The 17,395-nt window shown below is 59.4% G+C and carries 15 protein-coding genes; 6 read left to right on the top strand and 9 right to left on the bottom strand.

Annotated elements, in window-relative coordinates; genetic code table 11:
* The first annotated feature begins 98 nt into the window (after positions 1-98).
* Positions 99-1,025, top strand: coding sequence for a GGDEF domain-containing protein (locus QF010_RS20425; protein WP_033055826.1), 927 nt, complete (start codon positions 99-101; stop codon positions 1,023-1,025).
* A 46-nt stretch (positions 1,026-1,071) separates the two neighbouring features.
* Here QF010_RS20425 and QF010_RS20420 read toward each other — a convergent pair whose 3' ends face one another.
* The 4 genes from QF010_RS20420 to QF010_RS20405 all read right to left on the bottom strand — a co-directional run bounded on the left by QF010_RS20420 (position 1,072) and on the right by QF010_RS20405 (position 5,849).
* The gene (locus QF010_RS20420) at positions 1,072-2,946 is read right to left on the bottom strand and encodes an MFS transporter (protein ID WP_429533802.1); all 1,875 of its coding nucleotides are present in this window, start codon (positions 2,944-2,946) and stop codon (positions 1,072-1,074) included.
* Positions 2,947-3,044: 98 nt separating this feature from the next.
* Entirely contained in the window at positions 3,045-4,196 is a 1,152-nt protein-coding gene (locus tag QF010_RS20415) for a TDT family transporter (protein ID WP_033055829.1), read from the bottom strand.
* A gap of 105 nt (positions 4,197-4,301) precedes the next feature.
* Positions 4,302-4,613, bottom strand: coding sequence for a cupin domain-containing protein (locus QF010_RS20410; protein ID WP_429533801.1), 312 nt, complete (start codon positions 4,611-4,613; stop codon positions 4,302-4,304).
* 42 nt (positions 4,614-4,655) lie between these two features.
* Entirely contained in the window at positions 4,656-5,849 is a 1,194-nt protein-coding gene (locus QF010_RS20405; RefSeq protein WP_429533800.1) for an MFS transporter, read from the bottom strand.
* Positions 5,850-5,938: 89 nt separating this feature from the next.
* Here QF010_RS20405 and QF010_RS20400 point away from each other — a divergent pair, with 89 nt between their 5' ends.
* Both QF010_RS20400 and QF010_RS20395 read left to right on the top strand, forming a co-directional pair.
* Positions 5,939-6,478, top strand: coding sequence for a TetR/AcrR family transcriptional regulator (locus QF010_RS20400; RefSeq protein WP_429533799.1), 540 nt, complete (start codon positions 5,939-5,941; stop codon positions 6,476-6,478).
* Positions 6,479-6,626: 148 nt separating this feature from the next.
* Positions 6,627-10,097 carry a hybrid sensor histidine kinase/response regulator gene (locus QF010_RS20395; protein WP_033055835.1) on the top strand — a complete coding sequence of 1,157 codons (3,471 nt, stop codon included), beginning with the start codon at positions 6,627-6,629 and terminating at the stop codon, positions 10,095-10,097.
* An 18-nt stretch (positions 10,098-10,115) separates the two neighbouring features.
* On the opposite strand, the gene QF010_RS20390 is transcribed toward QF010_RS20395, so the two are convergent.
* Both QF010_RS20390 and QF010_RS20385 read right to left on the bottom strand, forming a co-directional pair.
* Positions 10,116-11,480, bottom strand: coding sequence for a DNA recombination protein RmuC (locus tag QF010_RS20390; RefSeq protein ID WP_197281727.1), 1,365 nt, complete (start codon positions 11,478-11,480; stop codon positions 10,116-10,118).
* Between the two features lie 175 nt (positions 11,481-11,655).
* Positions 11,656-11,979 carry an SEL1-like repeat protein gene (locus tag QF010_RS20385; RefSeq protein ID WP_429533798.1) on the bottom strand — a complete coding sequence of 108 codons (324 nt, stop codon included), beginning with the start codon at positions 11,977-11,979 and terminating at the stop codon, positions 11,656-11,658.
* Positions 11,980-12,975: 996 nt separating this feature from the next.
* On the opposite strand from QF010_RS20385, the gene QF010_RS20380 reads away from it, so the two are divergent.
* The 3 genes from QF010_RS20380 to QF010_RS20370 all read left to right on the top strand — a co-directional run bounded on the left by QF010_RS20380 (position 12,976) and on the right by QF010_RS20370 (position 15,367).
* A complete protein-coding gene (locus QF010_RS20380; protein ID WP_007898912.1) occupies positions 12,976-13,200 on the top strand; it encodes a hypothetical protein in 225 nt (74 codons plus the stop codon).
* Positions 13,201-13,476: 276 nt separating this feature from the next.
* Positions 13,477-13,959 carry a hypothetical protein gene (locus tag QF010_RS20375; protein ID WP_033055837.1) on the top strand — a complete coding sequence of 161 codons (483 nt, stop codon included), beginning with the start codon at positions 13,477-13,479 and terminating at the stop codon, positions 13,957-13,959.
* 145 nt (positions 13,960-14,104) lie between these two features.
* The gene (locus QF010_RS20370; RefSeq protein ID WP_429533797.1) at positions 14,105-15,367 is read left to right on the top strand and encodes an OmpP1/FadL family transporter; all 1,263 of its coding nucleotides are present in this window, start codon (positions 14,105-14,107) and stop codon (positions 15,365-15,367) included.
* Between the two features lie 90 nt (positions 15,368-15,457).
* Here QF010_RS20370 and QF010_RS20365 read toward each other — a convergent pair whose 3' ends face one another.
* From QF010_RS20365 to QF010_RS20355, 3 genes are read right to left on the bottom strand one after another with little or no spacing between them, the layout of a single operon-like run.
* Positions 15,458-16,009 carry a glutathione peroxidase gene (locus QF010_RS20365; protein WP_033055839.1) on the bottom strand — a complete coding sequence of 184 codons (552 nt, stop codon included), beginning with the start codon at positions 16,007-16,009 and terminating at the stop codon, positions 15,458-15,460.
* Between the two features lie 54 nt (positions 16,010-16,063).
* On the bottom strand, positions 16,064-16,186 hold the full coding sequence (locus QF010_RS20360; protein ID WP_008148682.1) for a hypothetical protein: 123 nt from the start codon (positions 16,184-16,186) through the stop codon (positions 16,064-16,066).
* A complete protein-coding gene (locus tag QF010_RS20355; RefSeq protein WP_429512431.1) occupies positions 16,183-17,391 on the bottom strand; it encodes an MFS transporter in 1,209 nt (402 codons plus the stop codon). Before QF010_RS20355 ends, QF010_RS20360 begins: the two co-directional genes overlap by 4 nt.
* Positions 17,392-17,395 lie beyond the last annotated feature (4 nt).

Raw genomic sequence — 17,395 nt, 5'->3', positions numbered from 1 at the left:
AAACGTCCTACGGGACTGATGGATCAGTATGACGCGCAGCCCAAAGCCGCTCTCACCCAGCCTGTAAGACAGCCTTACTGCTTAGGGGCGCACGCCATATGAAATCACCTTCCCAGACCAACGCAATTGACTTCGATGTTGCCAAATTGCAACGCCTGGGCTTTGGTCAGCAGGTTCCCCTTCGGGAGAGGCCTGTCAACCTTGCGCAGCTACGCCAGAAGTTGAGCCTGCAGCTACAAACCAGTCTCGAGCCGCAACGCATTCTTGGGCTCTTTTTCCGCGAGATTCAACGACTTGTACCGCTCGACGCCTTGATCTACCAGCACAAGGTCAGCGATTTGCGCCTGGAGTTCGGCCTTCACGGCCATCACTCGATCAGCTACAACCTCAGCCATGAAGGCGAGCACCTGGGTGAACTGATATTCCGCCGCAATCATCGCTTCAGTGAGCAGGAACAAGGCAACCTCGAGTCGCTGCTGTCCGCATTGATGTATCCGATGCGCAATGCCCTGCTCTACCGCGCCGCGACCCAAAGTGCCTTGCGTGATCCGCTCACGGACACCGGCAACCGCATTGCCATGGATCAGACCCTGCAACGGGAAGTCGAGATGTCGCGTCGGCATCTGCAACCCTTGTCGCTGCTGATGCTGGACATCGATCACTTCAAACACATCAACGACAACCACGGGCACAGCGCCGGGGATGGCGTGCTTAAGGCCGTTGCTGCCTCGATCAAAAACCAGTTGCGTAACGTGGACATGGTCTTCCGCTTTGGTGGCGAGGAATTCATGATCCTGCTTTCCAACACGACTCGTGATGCGGCAGCCATGATCGGCGAGCGGCTACGATTTGCGGTGCAAACAGAGGAATATTCGGCCGACGGCCATGCGATCGAGCTGACGGTCAGCCTTGGCTGCTCGACGCTATTGCCCGGCGAGTCTGCCGACAGCCTGTTGCGACGAGCCGACAGTGCGTTGTATGTGGCCAAGCGCGAGGGGCGCAACCGGTTGGCGATGGCGGGTTGAACGCCCGGCGCGGGCACGCTTGGTTAGCGGCCCGCAGCGAAAGGCGTTAGCGCACAGCGCCGCGTAATTCCCCCACCAACCCTTGCAGCCGGGCTGGTTCTGCCGCCTCAACCGACACCGCAGGCCCTGCCACCAGCGTCACCCGTGACCATAACCGGCGAAACACGCCCTTTTGCGGATCGCGGCTGAAGAAGCTCCCCCACAAACCCTGCAATGCCAACGGAATCACCGGCACCGGCGTCTCCTCGAGAATCCGCGTCAGCCCGCCCTTGAATTCGTTGATCTCGCCATCGGCGGTCAATTTTCCCTCAGGGAAGATGCACACCAACTCGCCGTCCTTCAGATACTGAGCAATGCGCGTGAAGGCTTTTTCGTAGATCTGAATGTCTTCCTCACGCCCCGCGATCGGAATGGTCCCGGCCGTGCGGAAGATGAAGTTCAGCACTGGCAAGTTGTAGATCTTGTAATACATCACAAAGCGAATCGGCCGACGCACCGCGCCGCCAATCAGCAAGGCATCGACGAAGGACACGTGATTGCACACCAGCAATGCCGCACCTTCATCGGGGATCAGCTGCAGATTGCGATGCTCCACGCGGTACATGGAATGGCTGAGCAGCCAGATCATGAAGCGCATGCTGAACTCGGGGACGATGCTGAAGATGTAGGCGTTGACGCCGATGTTCAGCAGCGACACCACCAGGAACAGCTGCGGGATCGACAGTTTGACCATGCTCAGCAAGACGATCGAGACAATCGCCGAGACCACCATAAACAGCGCGTTGAGAATATTGTTGGCGGCAATCACCCGCGCCCGCTCGTTCTCGGGGGTACGAGACTGAATCAGCGCGTACAGCGGCACGATGTAGAAACCGCCGAACACCCCAAGCCCCAGAATGTCGATCAACACCAGCCAGGCGTGGCCAAAACCCAGGACTTCGATCCAGCCGTGGCCGGTAACGCTGTCCGGAATTCCACCGGAATGCCACCACAGCAGCAAACCAAACACGGTCAGACCGAAAGAGCCGAACGGCACCAGACCGATCTCGACTTTGCGTCCGGACAGTTTCTCGCAAAGCATCGAACCGAGTGCGATGCCGACCGAGAACACCGTAAGAATCAGCGTCACCACGGTTTCGTCGCCGTGCATCCACTCCTTGGCATAGGCTGGGATCTGCGTCAGATAAATCGCCCCGACAAACCAGAACCACGAGTTGCCGACAATCGAGCGCGACACTGCGGGGGTCTGCCCCAAGCCCAGTTTCAATGTGGCCCAGGACTGGCTGAAAATGTTCCAGTTCAGACGCATTTCCGGGGAGGCGGCCGCGGCCCGAGGAATGCTGCGACTGGCCAGATAGCCGAGCACCGCAACACCGATGATCGCCGTGGAGACGATCGGCGCGTAATGACTGGACGACATCATGATCCCGGCACCGATGGTCCCGGCGAGAATCGCCAGGAAGGTGCCCATTTCCACCAGGCCGTTGCCACCCACTAGCTCTTCGTCATGCAAGGCCTGGGGCAGGATCGAATATTTCACCGGCCCGAACAGCGCCGAGTGCGTGCCCATGGCAAACAGCGCCACCAGCATCAGCGACAGGTGATCGAACATGAATCCGACCGCACCCACCGCCATGATGGCGATTTCCCCAAGCTTGATCAGACGAATCAGCGCGTCCTTGGCGAACTTTTCCCCGAACTGCCCGGCCAGCGCCGAGAACAGGAAGAACGGCAGGATGAACAGCAGCGCACACAGGTTGACCCAGATCGAGCGATCACCGTCGATGGTCAGCTTGTAGAGAATGGCGAGGATCAGCGACTGCTTGAAGATGTTGTCGTTGAACGCCCCGAGCGACTGCGTGACGAAGAACGGCAGGAAGCGCCGGGTGCGAAGCAAGGTGAACTGTGAGGGGTGACTCATCTTCCGTGTGTCCCTGATCTTGGGTAGAGAGTGGCGTGGATGCAGTGATTGGAATATCCAACGACGATCAAGGCCACACATTACCTAAAAGTTGCAGGTTATTTCTTTAAACCTGCAATGCACGGCGAGACAAATAGCTCGCCCCGCCAGGCGCCCTGCACTGTCCGTTTCGCGACGATCAGCCACATCACCGCCAGCAACACCACCAGCACGCAGCCGAAGGCGCTGAAAAATGTCAGATTCAAGGTGCTGGCCAGTTTCAACGTCGCCAGGGAATAGACGCCCAACGGGAAGGTGAAGCCCCACCAGCCGAGGTTGAAAGGGATGCCGACGCGCAGGTAACGCAGGGTGATGAGCACCGCGATCAACATCCACCACAGACCAAAGCCCCACAGGGTGATTCCGGCCACCAACCCTAGCCCTGCGGCGATTTCACCGATGCCCGGCAGGCCGTTGGCAGCGAAGATCGCCGGCGCGTCGGCGCCCAACAGCAACATGCCCAGCGCCCCGGTGCCAATCGGGCCAAGCGCCAGCCAGCTGGAGGCGGCCATGTTTTCGTGGGGCAATTTATGCAGCGCCATGCGCAGCAACAGAATGGTCAGAATGCTGAACGCCACCGGTAGGGAAAATGCCCAAAGCACGTAGCTGGTCACCAGTACCACCAGTTGCGAATGGGCATCCGCCAGATGCGGCGCCAGCAGACCACCGCTGGCGGCCGCCACTTCTGCTGCCACCACTGGCAACAGCCAGACGGCGGTCATCTGGTCGATGCTGTGTTCCTGACGGGTGAACATCAGGTAGGGAATCAGCACGCCACACGCCACGGACATCGCCACATCCAGCCACCACAACACCTCGGCGACATCAATCACGCCCTCGCCCCAACGCGGCAGACCGAACACCAGGAAACCATTAATGATGGTCGCCAGGCCCATGGGGATGGTGCCAAAAAACATCGAAACCGTGGAGTGACCGAAAATCCGCCGCGCTTCATCGAAAAACAGCGCCCAACGTGCGGCGTATAGCGCAGTGAACAAAACGAACAGCCCGATATTGAACAGCCAAAAGGCTTCGGCAATCGCGTGTAAACCGGCATTTGCGCCAGCCATCTGCGCCAGCGCCAACGCCAGCACACCAGTGCCCATGGTGGCGGCGAACCAGTTCGGCGTGAACTGGCGGATGACTTCACGTGGATGCTGCAAATGACTGAAAGGTTTGAACCCGGCTGGGGCGGTGTTGGGGCATGTCATGGTGAACTCCTGTCCTCTGTTGAGGTGGAGCCCATGGTAGATCTGAATCGAATATCGATATAACGGGTAATATCTCTAACTGTTATCTGTTTTGCAGATATAGCGTCAGACGCTGCCTTCAGTCTCGATCACCAGGATTCTCGCCGCACCCTGCGGATGAGCAACGTGTTCGGTACCTACATCGGCATAGAAGATATCGCCTACACCCAACATCACCTCTTTCTCCTGTCCTTCTTCGCGATAACGCATCTGCACGACGCCATCCAGCACCACAAACACTTCTTGCCCATCATTGATGTGCCATTTATAGGGCTGATCGGTCCAGTGCAAACGTGTGGTGATGCCGTTCATGCTGGCGATATCCAAAGCGCCCCAGGCACGGTCAGCGGTGAAGGATTTGCTGCGGATGATGTTCATGCGTCGGTCCGTCGAAAAGTATGGCGGTGCCAAGGCTAACGGTCATCGAACATCGGCGCCACAGACTTTCATGGACTGCTGACGCATCAACGCAAACAGAGCGCCGACCGAGAGAATAATCAGCACCGCACCGTAACCATCGGTGGTGGCCACCAGCCCGAAGGTCCGGGTCAAGTTCCCGGCCAGCAACGATGGCAAGCAGAACGCCAGATAACTGAGCACGTAGTAAGCCGACATCAACCCTGCCCGTTCATGGGGTAAGGCCAGCGGCACGACGCTGCGCAACGCACCGAGGAAACCGGCACCGAAACCGCACCCGGCCACCAGCGTACCGACGAAAAACAGCGTAAGGCTGGCGCTGTGCACTGCCATCAGAATCAGCGCGACGCCGGCGGGCAGCAGACTGCCGCCTAATCGCAAAACCTTGTCGGCAGGTCGATCGCGCAGGGTGTAGATCATCAACGCGCCGGTCACCGTCAACACGGCCACCGTCGCACCGCCAATCAGATTTGAGGTCGATCCGGTGGCCGTGCGCACCAACGACGGTGCCAAAGAGGCGTAAAAACCACCGAGCGCCCACACCGCGACGTTGATCGGCAGCACCAACCACAACGCCCGCCGCGCCTGAATCGGCACATGCAGTGTCGGACGCAGCGAGGCCCAGGCTCCCGGCTGGGGGCTGACGCTTTCCGGCAAGCGCCAGACGTACAGCGCTTGCATCACAAACAGCGCGAACAGCACCCAATAGGTCAACTGCAACGGCAACGGCGCAAACTCGGCCAACAAACCGCAGCCCATGGCGCCCGACGCCATGCCCAGCAATGGCGCGACGCTGTTGACCAGCGGACCTTTATGGCGATCAGTGTCCAGTAGCGCCGCACTCAGTACGGCAGTGGCCATCCCCGTCGCAAAACCTTGAAGCACTCGTGCGCTGATCAACCAGGCGACACTGTCTGCGTTGATAAACAACAGCATCGCCAGCATGTTCAACATCACAGCGGTGAAGATCACCGGTTTGCGCCCCAGGTAATCCGAGAGCGAACCGACCGTGAGCAATGCCCCCAGCAAGCTGATGGCGTACACGCCGAAAATCAGGGTCAGGGTCGCTGCCGAGAATTGCAGGTGCTCTTGGTACAAGTGATACAACGGCGTCGGCGCCGTGGACGCCGCAAGAAAACTGAGTAAGGTGATCGCCAGGAACCACAGGCTTGAACGATTAGACGCTGAACTGGACATGAGCACTCCACAAAAGCTAATTTTTTGCTTTTGCGGAGTGTGCGACTGGCTGACGCTTAAAGCAAATTCTTTGTGTTAAGGTCCGATGCATGGCAATTAAAGAAGGTTTACGCCCGGGCGGCCGCAGTGCCCGGGTGCAAGAGTCGGTTCATTCGGCAGTCCGCGATCTTCTCGAAGAGCAGGACCGCGCAACCGTGACCGTCCCGCAAATTGCTGCGCGTGCCGGCGTCACGCCGTCGACCATCTACCGGCGCTGGGGCGATTTGTCGGTGTTGTTGGCGGACGTCGCCCTCGCCCGCATGCGCCCGGAGAGCGAGCCGGCCAATACCGGCAGCCTGCACGGTGACGTGCGCGCCTGGGCCGAGCAGTATCTGGACGAGATGAGTTCCGAGCCCGGCCGCAACATCTTGCGCGACGTGCAATGCAGCACCACACCGGCCCTTTGCGCGACGATCATTGGCGGGCAGCTGCAGACGATTCTGGATCGTTACCCCGATCAGCCGAAGCCGAACGTTGATCGGCTGATCAACATGGTGGCTGCGCCGACGGTGTTTCGTATCCTGTTTTCAGTGGCGCCGCTGGAGGTTGAGGAATTGCATCGGTTGATCGAGATTGCTTTGAATCAGTGAGGCCAGCATAAACAGCAAAGATCCAACTGATACAAAGCCTGCGACACCCCGCCGCGCCGCGACCTTGGTCGACACTGACTAACCCCTGCCATCGTGCGAGACTGTCTGTCCGGGCGGGAGTCCCGGGTGTCTTTTGTCAGGAGTTCCCATGTCGCTGTCCAGCGGGCTGATCGCCGCCGTCGCCCTGGCCTATATGGCCATCATGTTCGCCATCGCCTTCTACGGCGACCGTCGCAGCACGCCGTTGCCGCCGCGAGTGCGCGCCTGGGTGTACAGCTTGTCGCTGGCTGTCTATTGCACCAGCTGGACCTTCTTTGGCGCCGTGGGCCAGGCCGCCGAACAGCTCTGGTCTTTCCTGCCGATCTACCTCGGGCCGATCCTGCTGCTGGTGTGTGCACCGTGGGTCCTGCAAAAAATGGTGATGATCAGCAAGCAAGAGAACATCACCTCCATTGCCGACTTCATCGCCGCGCGTTATGGCAAATCCCAGTCGCTGGCCGTGGTGGTGGCGCTGATCTGCCTGGTCGGCGTGTTGCCCTACATCGCGCTGCAACTCAAGGGCATCGTGCTCGGGGTGAACCTGTTGATCGGCGCCGGTGCCGACGCCATGGGCACTCGCGCCCAGGACACGGCGCTGATCGTGTCGCTGGTGCTGGCGCTGTTCACCATCGTCTTCGGTACCCGCAACCTCGACGCCACGGAACACCACCGCGGCATGGTGCTGGCGATTGCATTCGAATCGCTGGTCAAGCTGTTCGCTTTTCTCGCGGTCGGCGCGTTCGTGACCTACGGCCTGTACGACGGTTTCGACGACCTGTTCGACCAGGCCATGCTCGCTCCGCGCCTCGAAGAGTATTGGAAGGAGACCATCAACTGGCCGTCGATGGTGGTGCAGACCGGCGTGGCAATGATGGCCATCATCTGCCTGCCCCGGCAGTTCCACGTGACCGTGGTGGAGAACATCGACCCTCAGGATCTGCGCCTGGCCAAATGGGTGTTTCCAGCCTATCTGGCGCTGGCGGCACTGTTCGTCGTGCCCATCGCCCTTGCCGGTCAAATGATGCTGCCAAGTTCGGTGCTGCCGGACTCTTTTGTCATCAGCCTGCCGCTCGCCCAATCCCATCCTGCCTTGGCGATGCTGGCATTTATCGGTGGCGCCTCGGCGGCAACCGGTATGGTGATTGTTGCCAGCGTGGCGCTGTCGACCATGGTCTCCAACGACATGTTGTTGCCATGGTTGCTGCGGCGTAACAACGCCGAGCGGCCGTTCGAAGTGTTCCGCCAGTGGATGCTCTCGGTACGCCGAGTGAGCATTGTGGTGATTCTGCTGCTGGCCTACGTCAGTTATCGCCTGCTCGGCTCGACGGCGAGCCTGGCGACCATCGGCCAGATCGCCTTCGCCGCCGTGACCCAATTGGCCCCGGCCATGCTCGGCGCGCTGTACTGGAAACAGGCCAACCGCCGTGGTGTGTTCGCCGGCCTCGCCGCCGGGACATTCCTCTGGTTCTACACCTTGATCCTGCCAATAGCGGCCCACAGCCTCGGCTTGTCGTTGAGCAGTTTCCCCGGCCTGGCCTGGCTGCACAGCAACCCGCTGAACCTGCCGCTGACCCCGCTGACCCAAGGCGTGATGTTATCGCTGGCGGCCAACTTCACACTGTTCGCCTGGGTGTCGGTGCTGTCACGCACGAGGGTTTCGGAACATTGGCAGGCGGGTCGCTTCATCGGTCAGGAAATCAGCGCCCGCCCCAGCGCCCGCTCAATGCTGTCGGTGCAGATCGACGATTTATTGCAGCTGGCCGCTCGCTTCGTCGGCGAAGAACGCGCCCGTCAGAGCTTTATCCGCTTCGCCTACCGTCAGGGCAAAGGCTTCAACCCGAACCAGAACGCCGACGGTGAATGGATCGCCCATACCGAACGTTTGCTGGCCGGTGTGCTGGGTGCTTCTTCGACCCGAGCGGTGGTAAAAGCTGCCATCGAAGGTCGGGAAATGCAGCTTGAGGACGTCGTCCGAATCGCCGACGAAGCCTCGGAAGTGCTGCAGTTCAACCGTGCGCTGCTGCAAGGCGCGATCGAGAACATCACCCAAGGCATCAGCGTGGTTGACCAGTCGCTGAAACTGGTGGCCTGGAACCGGCGCTACCTGGAGCTGTTCAACTACCCGGATGGACTGATCAGGCTTGGCCGCCCGATTGCCGACATCATTCGCTACAACGCCGAACGCGGCCTGTGCGGCCCCGGCGAAGCCGAAGTGCACGTCGCACGACGCTTGCACTGGATGCGTCAGGGCCGCGCCCACACCTCTGAAAGACTTTTCCCAAATGGCCGTGTGATCGAGCTGATCGGCAACCCGATGCCGGGCGGCGGTTTCGTCATGAGTTTCACCGACATCACCGCGTTCCGCGAGGCTGAGCAGGCGCTGACCGAAGCCAACGAGGGCCTGGAACGTCGGGTCACCGAGCGGACCCACGAACTGTCGCAACTCAACGTCGCCCTGACCGAAGCCAAGGGCACCGCGGAGTCGGCCAACCAGTCGAAAACCCGTTTCCTGGCGGCGGTCAGCCACGACTTGATGCAACCGTTGAACGCTGCGCGATTGTTCTCGGCCGCCCTTTCCCACCAAGACGACGGCCTCTCCGGTGAGGCGCAGAAACTGGTCCATCATCTGGACACGTCACTGCGCTCGGCCGAGGACTTGATCAGCGACCTGCTGGACATTTCCCGCCTGGAAAACGGCAAGATCAACCCTGATCCCAAACCGTTCGTGCTCAATGAGATGTTCGATGTCCTCGGTGCCGAGTTCAAGGCGCTGGCCCACGATCAGGGGCTGAAATTCCGCGTCAGGGGCAGTACGTTGCGCGTCGACAGTGACGCCAAACTGCTGCGACGAATCCTGCAGAACTTCCTGACCAATGCCTTCCGCTACGCCAAAGGGCCGGTGCTGCTGGGCGTTCGCCGACGCAAGGGCGAGTTGTGCCTGGAAGTCTGGGACCGTGGCCCAGGCATTCCGCTGGACAAACAGCAGGTCATTTTTGAAGAATTCAAACGCCTCGACAGCCACCAGACGCGCGCTGAAAAAGGCCTGGGGCTGGGCCTGGCGATCGCCGACGGGCTGTGTCGCGTGCTGGGCCATACCTTGCGCGTACGCTCCTGGCCGGGGCGCGGCAGCGTGTTCAGCGTCAGTGTGCCGTTGGCTCGTGCTCAAGCCGCCCTGCCGGCGAAGACCGCCGAGCTCAATGGAAAGTTACTGAGCGGCTCGCAGGTGCTGTGCATCGACAACGAAGACAGCATCCTGATCGGCATGAACAGTTTGCTCACGCGCTGGGGTTGTCAGGTCTGGACGGCGCGCAATCGCGACGAATGCGCGGCGCTGCTCAGCGACGGGATGCGACCGCAATTGGCGCTGGTGGATTACCACCTGGACGATGGCGAGACCGGGACCGAACTGATGGCATGGCTGCGAACCCGATTGGGTGAGCCAGTGCCAGGGGTAGTGATCAGTGCCGATGGGCGACCGGAGACGGTGGCCCAAGTGCATGCGGCGGGGCTGGACTACCTGGCCAAACCAGTGAAGCCGGCGGCGTTGCGGGCATTGCTGAGTCGGCATTTGCCGTTGTAGCGTCAAAATCAAAAGATCTTATTCTGGCAACTCGGCCAACCCATCCACATCGGTCATCGCCCGCTCCAGCAAGTCTGCCGGCAGGCTCTTGCTCGCCCGCGCGCCAAGCAACTTGAGCTGCTCGCTACGGCTGACCAGATTGCCGCGGCCTTCTGTCAGCTTGTTGCGTGCCGAGCTGTAGGCCTTATCCAGTTGCTGTAAGCGATTGCCGACTTCATCCAGATCCTGGATGAACAACACAAACTTGTCGTACAGCCACCCGGCCCGCTCGGCGATTTCCCGGGCGTTCTGGCTCTGGCGCTCCTGCTTCCACAGGCTGTCGATGACGCGCAGGGTCGCCAGCAACGTGGTCGGGCTGACGATCACGATGTTGCGGTCGAAGGCCTCCTGAAACAGCGTCGGCTCAGCCTGCAATGCGGCGGAAAACGCCGCTTCGATCGGTACGAAGAGCAGGACGAAATCCAGACTGTGCAAACCGTCGAGACGCTTGTAGTCCTTGCCGGCCAGCCCTTTGACGTGAGTGCGCAGGGACAGCACATGCTGCTTGATGGCGATCTGGCCGATGGCATCGTCTTCGGCCGCGACGTATTGCTGATAGGCCGTGAGGCTGACCTTGGAGTCGACCACCACCTGTTTGTCGCCCGGCAAATAAATGATCACGTCCGGCTGGAAACGCTCACCGTCCGGGCCCTTGAGGTTGACCTGGGTCTGATACTCGCGCCCCTTTTCCAGGCCGGCGTGTTCAAGCACTCGTTCAAGAATCAGCTCACCCCAGTTGCCTTGGGTTTTCTGGCCTTTCAAGGCGCGGGTCAGGTTCGTGGCTTCGTCGCTCAGGCGCAAGTTCAGCTGTTGCAGCCGCTCCAGTTCCTTGGCCAGGGAAAAACGCTCGCGGGCTTCAGCCTGATAGCTTTCTTCAACGCGTTTTTCGAAGGACTGGATGCGTTCTTTCAACGGATCGAGCAACTGACCGAGGCGTTGTTGACTGGTTTCGGCAAAGCGCTGCTCGCGCTCGTCGAAGATTTTGCCGGCCAGCTCGGCGAACTGCGCTCGCAGCTCGTCTCGCGAGCCCTGCAGGTCGTTGAGGCGCTGCTGATGGCTTTCCTGCTGCTCACGCAGCTCGGCGTTGAGCGAAGCGGCCTGGGCGTCCAGACGACGCAACTCAGCCTCTTTGCCGGCGCGCTCCAGATTCCAGGCGTGGGCGGCATCGCGGGCATCGTCACGTTCGATCTGCAGCAATTCGACTTCACGGCGCACGGCGGCCAGGTCTGCTTGTTTGGCGGCGTTGGCCTGGCCCAGATCACCTATTTCATCGCGACAGGCTTCAAGCTGGGCGTTCAATCCGTCCTGAGCCAGATGGGCCATGGCCAGGCGTTCTTCCAGCAGTGCAACGTCTGACTGCGTGGCGCTCGCTCGCCGCTGAAGTTGCCAGGCCAGTACCAATAACGGCAGCGCAGCACCCGCCAGACCGAGCAATGCGCTGGTCAAGTCCATAGCCATAGCCACTCCTGCCAATGAAATAAAGCTTGAAGGTTAACCAAGGCGTCAGGTCTTGGACAGCTCAGTCTTCGATCAGACCCAGTTCCTGCTGGGCGCGCCGATCCCCTGCCCGCGCGGCCGAACGCAAAAGGTCCTGACCGATACGGCGATCCCGGGCATTCCCGCATTCACGGCACATCAGCTGACCGAGACGGCTTTGCGCGGCCACGACCCCTTCACGGGCTGGCTGCTTGAGCAAACGTCCGGCGAAGTGTTTGACGTTGGGGTTTTCGCCCAGACGCGGGCTGTCCAGCAGCCACTCGGCCACACGCATCGAAAAGCGCTTGGGCGGGGTAATGCCGGGAGATGTGGAGGTTACAGAGACTGATACTGAGCGAAACTTCATAAAGCACTGTGGGGCAGATCGGAAGGCGCGCCACTCTACTCTTTTTTTCTTACAGGTAAAGTCTAAAAAAACCCGGCACGCCCGTCCTAGAGCAAGCGCTCGGGACAATCCACAGAAGCTGTGGATAACTCAGTGGACAACCGCCATTGAACTCTCGCAAAGCCGTATGGAATGGGGCTCGCAGTCAAACTGACGATTTTTTCACCAGTAAAAAAAAGCGATGTTTTTCATTGACTTAAATTTTGGTTACAGGCACCCACTGCGTTTGAAGGGGAGATGACAGCGGCGTGACACCCTCCGTGACTTATGTGCACAAGTACCTTCGAGGCGGTTATATCGATGCGCGTTTTCGGCGCATTTTTTGCCTGCACCTGGGGATAAACCTCGGCAAACCCATGATCCAGGCAGGTCCTGGCCCGATGAGCCGTGACTACCAATGGTCGGAATTTGTGCTATTACAGGGCAAGTCTGCGGGTCATGGCTTATTCCGAGCGCCAATCCGGACGTTGAATGAGGCGTTCAGAGAACTTTTTTGCTAACGCACTTCCCTTCAGCAATTCAATCCGTTAGTATCCGCGGCGTTAGTACCAAGCTGAAAGTCAATTCTGGTCGAACAAATCCCCCCGGTCAGCCTTCCCAAAGGAAGCCTCCACCGACAAAGCGGGATCGACCACCTCGATGGTTTCCAGGTAAACCTTGCGTCAACACTGCCTTTGATCGAAAGCAAAGGGTGTTGCGAAGCTCACTTACTCTGACCGAACCAACCTGCAAATTGATCAGGATCTTCACCCCGGGCCCAGAACCTTTGCCCTTGATGTGTTGCCTGCCCTCCTAAGTACCTACCTGCCAGCCCAAGCGCGCCAATTTATCAGCGCTTCAAACTGGCTGCTTTGTTCCAGTCGGGTTCTTCGTTCGACCAATGGTGGTCAGCGTCACTGGAACGTTTTAATTTTGCACGGTTCTTATCCGTGTCGCTTGTAGGAACACCCAATGACTATGTCTACTCAAATCCACACCCAGGATGCAATTCGCACCCTAACCAATGCTTTTGCACCAATGAACTGCCTGATCATGGCTGCTCGCAAAGGCTGCTTCAGCTTCACTCTGGTCAACGAACACGGCATCGCTCGTCACAGCGAACGCCTGTACCCCGATCAATACTCCAGCGCCGAGCCGCTGCAGGCCGTGATCGAGCGTACCCGTCAGGCACTGGTTGCCTGATACGCCAGCAAGACTGAAAACCTCAAAAGCCTCGCTCAAAAAGCGGGGCTTTTTATTGCCCGATATTTCTCTTTTTGCTGCCACCGCCTAAGCACTAAGCGATATAACGGTTATAACTCGCAGCTGGAAATATTTTAAAAACAGGCCTTTACGGCGCGAATATGACACTACACTTCAACTCAAGCGGCCTAAACCGCTTCCGGCGAGCCTGATTCGATTCACCCGCTGCCAAGGCCCCTTCAGGTATCGCCGACCATTTCATGTTTCGAGGGTTTTATGGGTATCGCTGCCAGCGAACTGTGCCGTTATGTGATCCGCCCGACATTGATTTACCTCGGGTGCCATAGCGCAACTGCCGAATCCCTGCTGCTGGGCATTGCCGCCAGCCAGTCAGCCCTTGGAACGGCCCTGCATGACCGCCGTGGACACGGCCTGTACCGAATCGCCGAACCCCGCCATCAGGCACTTTGGGACCACTACCTGGCACTTGACCCGGAACGCGCAAGCCTGGTTCGCGGCTTGGCCAGCCAGCATGCTTTCCTGAGTGGTCCGCACCTCGAACTGACCGTCAACCTGCGTTACGCCACAGCCATCGCCTGGCTGCTGGTAGAAGAACAGAACACCCCCCTCCCCGAAGCAGACGACCTGTTGGGAATGGCCCGTATCTGGCGCCAGACCTTCCAGCCTCAAGGACGCCTGAGAGACTTCACCTGCGCCTGGCAAACCTGTGTTTCACCACTGAATCAGGTCGCCTGCTGACCTGCTGTTTCCACAAGATCGCGCAACTGCTGCGATTTTGGTCGGATTGTCCTACAAAACCGCTCTAAATCAAGCATTACAGCCTATAGCGCTGGGACGAAAATGTTGGTAATTTTCGCCCCGGTGATCACCAGGAGTTCTAATAATGAAAAAAGTAATGCTCAAAACCACCCTTAGCCTCGCCGTTACCGTGGCATCCACCCAGATCTTCGCCAGTGGCTTTGCCCTCAACGAACAAAGCATCAGCGGGATGGGGACAGGTTTTGCCGGGCGATCTTCTTCTGCCGACGACGCATCCACCGTTTTTGGCAACCCTGCCGGCATGTCTCGCCTCAAGCGCGAACAAGTGACCGGTGGTGTTGCATTCATCGACGCGCACGCTGATATCAGTGATGCAAGCTCCAGCCCGAATGGCGGTACCAACAAAGGTGACATGGTCCCTTTCATGGGCGTGCCCATGGGCTACTACGTAAAGCCAATCGATGACCATTGGGCAGTCGGTTTCGGCGTCTACGCTCCATTCGGCCTGGTGACCGACTACGAGAACGGCTTCGCCGGCAGATACTTCGGCAGCAAGAGCGAAGTCAAAATCGTGACTCTGCAGCCAACCGTCAGCTACGCCTTCAACGACAAGGTGTCGATCGGTTTCGGTCCGACCATCAACCGCATCGACGGTACCCTGGAATCTAATCTGTCGCTGAACCCGCGCGCAGCGGACGGCTCCGTCAAGATCGAGGGTGACGACACCGCGCTGGGTTACAACATCGGCATCATGGTTCAAGCCCTCGAAAGCACTCGCCTCGGCCTGACCTATCACTCGAAAGTGAAGTACAAGCTCGAAGGTGACACCAAGGTCAACTACGCCCTGCTCGGCCCACTGGGGAACCAGAAGTTCGATGCTTCGCTGGACATCACCACGCCTGAGTCGGTGGACTTCTCGGTCACTCACCAACTGAACGATCAGTGGACCCTTTACGCAGGCAGCACCTGGACTCGCTGGAGCCGCCTGAAAGAGATCTCCGTCGAGAACGAAGGCGTTCCTGCCGCCCTGGCCGCACGCGGCTTTGGCACCATCACTGAAGAGCAGAACTGGCACGACACCTGGGCTCACGCCATCGGTGCTTCCTACCAGCTGAACAAGCAGTGGGTGCTGCGTACCGGCCTGTCGGTTGACCAGGCACCGACCAACAACGTAAACCGCTCCCCTCGCATCCCGACTGGCGATCGCAAGATTTTCAGCCTGGGCGCCGGCTGGAGCCCGACCGACGACCTGACCATCGACGTAGCGTATTCGTACCTGCGCGAAGAGTCGGTCAAGGTCAACAACAGCAACGGCCGTCAGAACTACAGCGCAGAGTATGAAAACTATGCGAACGGTTTCGGTGTTGGCGCGACCTACCGCTTCTGATGATTCACGGCGAACCTGAACCCCTCGCCGCCTGAATCAAAAAAAGCCCCGCTCTCTTGTACAGAGGCGGGGCTTTTTAGTGGGTGTTGATCAGGGTTGCGAGGCCAGTGCCTTTTCCACCGTCTCGATAAATTCGGGGTCATCAGGCTTGGTCAGGCTGGAAAAACTGGCGATCACCTTGCCCTTGCGATCAACCACGTATTTGTAGAAGTTCCACTTCGGCGCGGTGCTCTGCTTGGCGAGAGTCTTGAACAAGTGCGTCGCGTCATTACCGCGCACTTTCTGCGGTTCAGTCATGGTGAACGTCACGCCGTAGTTCACGTAGCAGACCTTGGCTGTCTCTTCGCCATCCTTGGACTCTTGCTTGAAGTCGTTGGACGGAACGCCGATCACCTCCAGCCCCTGATCCTTGTAACGCTGATTCAGCGCCTCAAGGCTTTTGAACTGCGGAGCGAAACCACAGAAGCTCGCAGTATTGACCACCACCAGCGGTTTGCCGGCAAAGCGCTGGCACAGGTCGATGGATTCCTTGGCGCGCAGCTTGGGCAACGAGCCTTGCAGCAGCTCCGGGCATTCGGCCGCTTGAGCCAATCCACTAAACGCTACCAGTAACGCAGGAACTGCAAGCCAGCGCATCAGCATGTCGGTGCATCCTTAGAAATCGTCAAGACCGAAGTTACTCGCCCTCACATCCTGCTAGCAAGCACCCATGCCCAGTTGCATCAACGCCAGCCCGCCCTGATGCCAGCCCCACCACGACAGGGCGAGCAGCAAGGCGCAGACAGCGACGACAGCGATCCGCGGCCAGAGACTGTTCATATCGCACTCATTTGTGTTTGCAGGCGTGCCACCGGCTGCTCACGCACCGGCCAGTTCAGGGCGGCGGCCAACAGGCTCAAGAGAATCGCCACTTGCCAGATCAAGTCATAGCTCCCCGTTCGGTCGTACACCACCCCGCCCAACCAGCCGCCGAGGAACGATCCGAGCTGGTGAAACAGGAAAACAATCCCACCGAGCATGGACAGGTTTCGTACGCCGAACAAGGTCGCGACGGTGCCGTTGGTCAAGGGCACCGTCGACAGCCACAGGAAGCCCATCGCCATGCCAAACAGGTACGCGGTGGTCGTCGTGACGGGCGCCCACAGGAACAACCCGATCACCACTGCTCGCAGCAGATACAGGCCTGTGAGCAAACGTGGCTTGGACATCCGCCCGCCGAGCCAGCCCGCCGTGTAGGTCCCGAATATATTGAATAACCCGATCAACGCCAGCACCGTCGTGCCGACGCTCGCCGGAAGGTGCTGATCCACCAGATAAGCCGGCAAGTGCACGCCGATGAATACCACCTGAAAACCGCAAACAAAGAAACCGAATGCCAGCAGCCAGAACCCCGAATGGGAACAAGCCTCGTGCAGTGCCTCGGACAGTGTTTGCTCATGGCCGAACACCGGCAGCGGTTTGTCCTTGAGCATGCTCACCAGCGGCACAATCAGCGCCACCAGCAGGCCCAGCACCAGCAATGCCGCGGACCAGCCGAGCCAGCCGATCAACCCCAGCGTACCGGGTAACATGGCGAACTGGCCGAAAGAGCCGGCAGCACTGGCGATGCCCATGCCCATGCTGCGTTTCTCTGGCGGTACTGCGCGGCCGACCACGCCGAGGATCACCGAGAACGAGGTGCCGGACAGACCGATGCCGATCAACAGGCCGGCACTCAGGGACAAGGTCACTGCCGAATCCGACAGGCCCATGAACACCAGGCCCAACGCATACAGGACACCGCCGACCAGCACCACTTTCGCGGCGCCGAAGCGGTCGGCCAGCGCGCCGGTGAAGGGTTGCGCCAGGCCCCAGATCAGGTTCTGCAAGGCAATGGCGAAGGCAAACGTCTGACGCCCCCAGCCGAACTCGGCACTCATCGGCGACAGAAACAGCCCGAAGCCGTGCCTTACCCCCAAGGACAACGCGAGAATCAGCGCACTCCCCAACAAAACCCAACCACACGTACGCCACATCGATGTCATTCTT

The organism is Pseudomonas silensiensis, assembly GCF_050434865.1.
Classification (GTDB): domain Bacteria; phylum Pseudomonadota; class Gammaproteobacteria; order Pseudomonadales; family Pseudomonadaceae; genus Aquipseudomonas; species Aquipseudomonas fluorescens_W.
The sequence above is the reverse complement of the archived record's forward strand: the minus strand, read 5'-3'. Positions and strand labels throughout refer to the sequence as shown.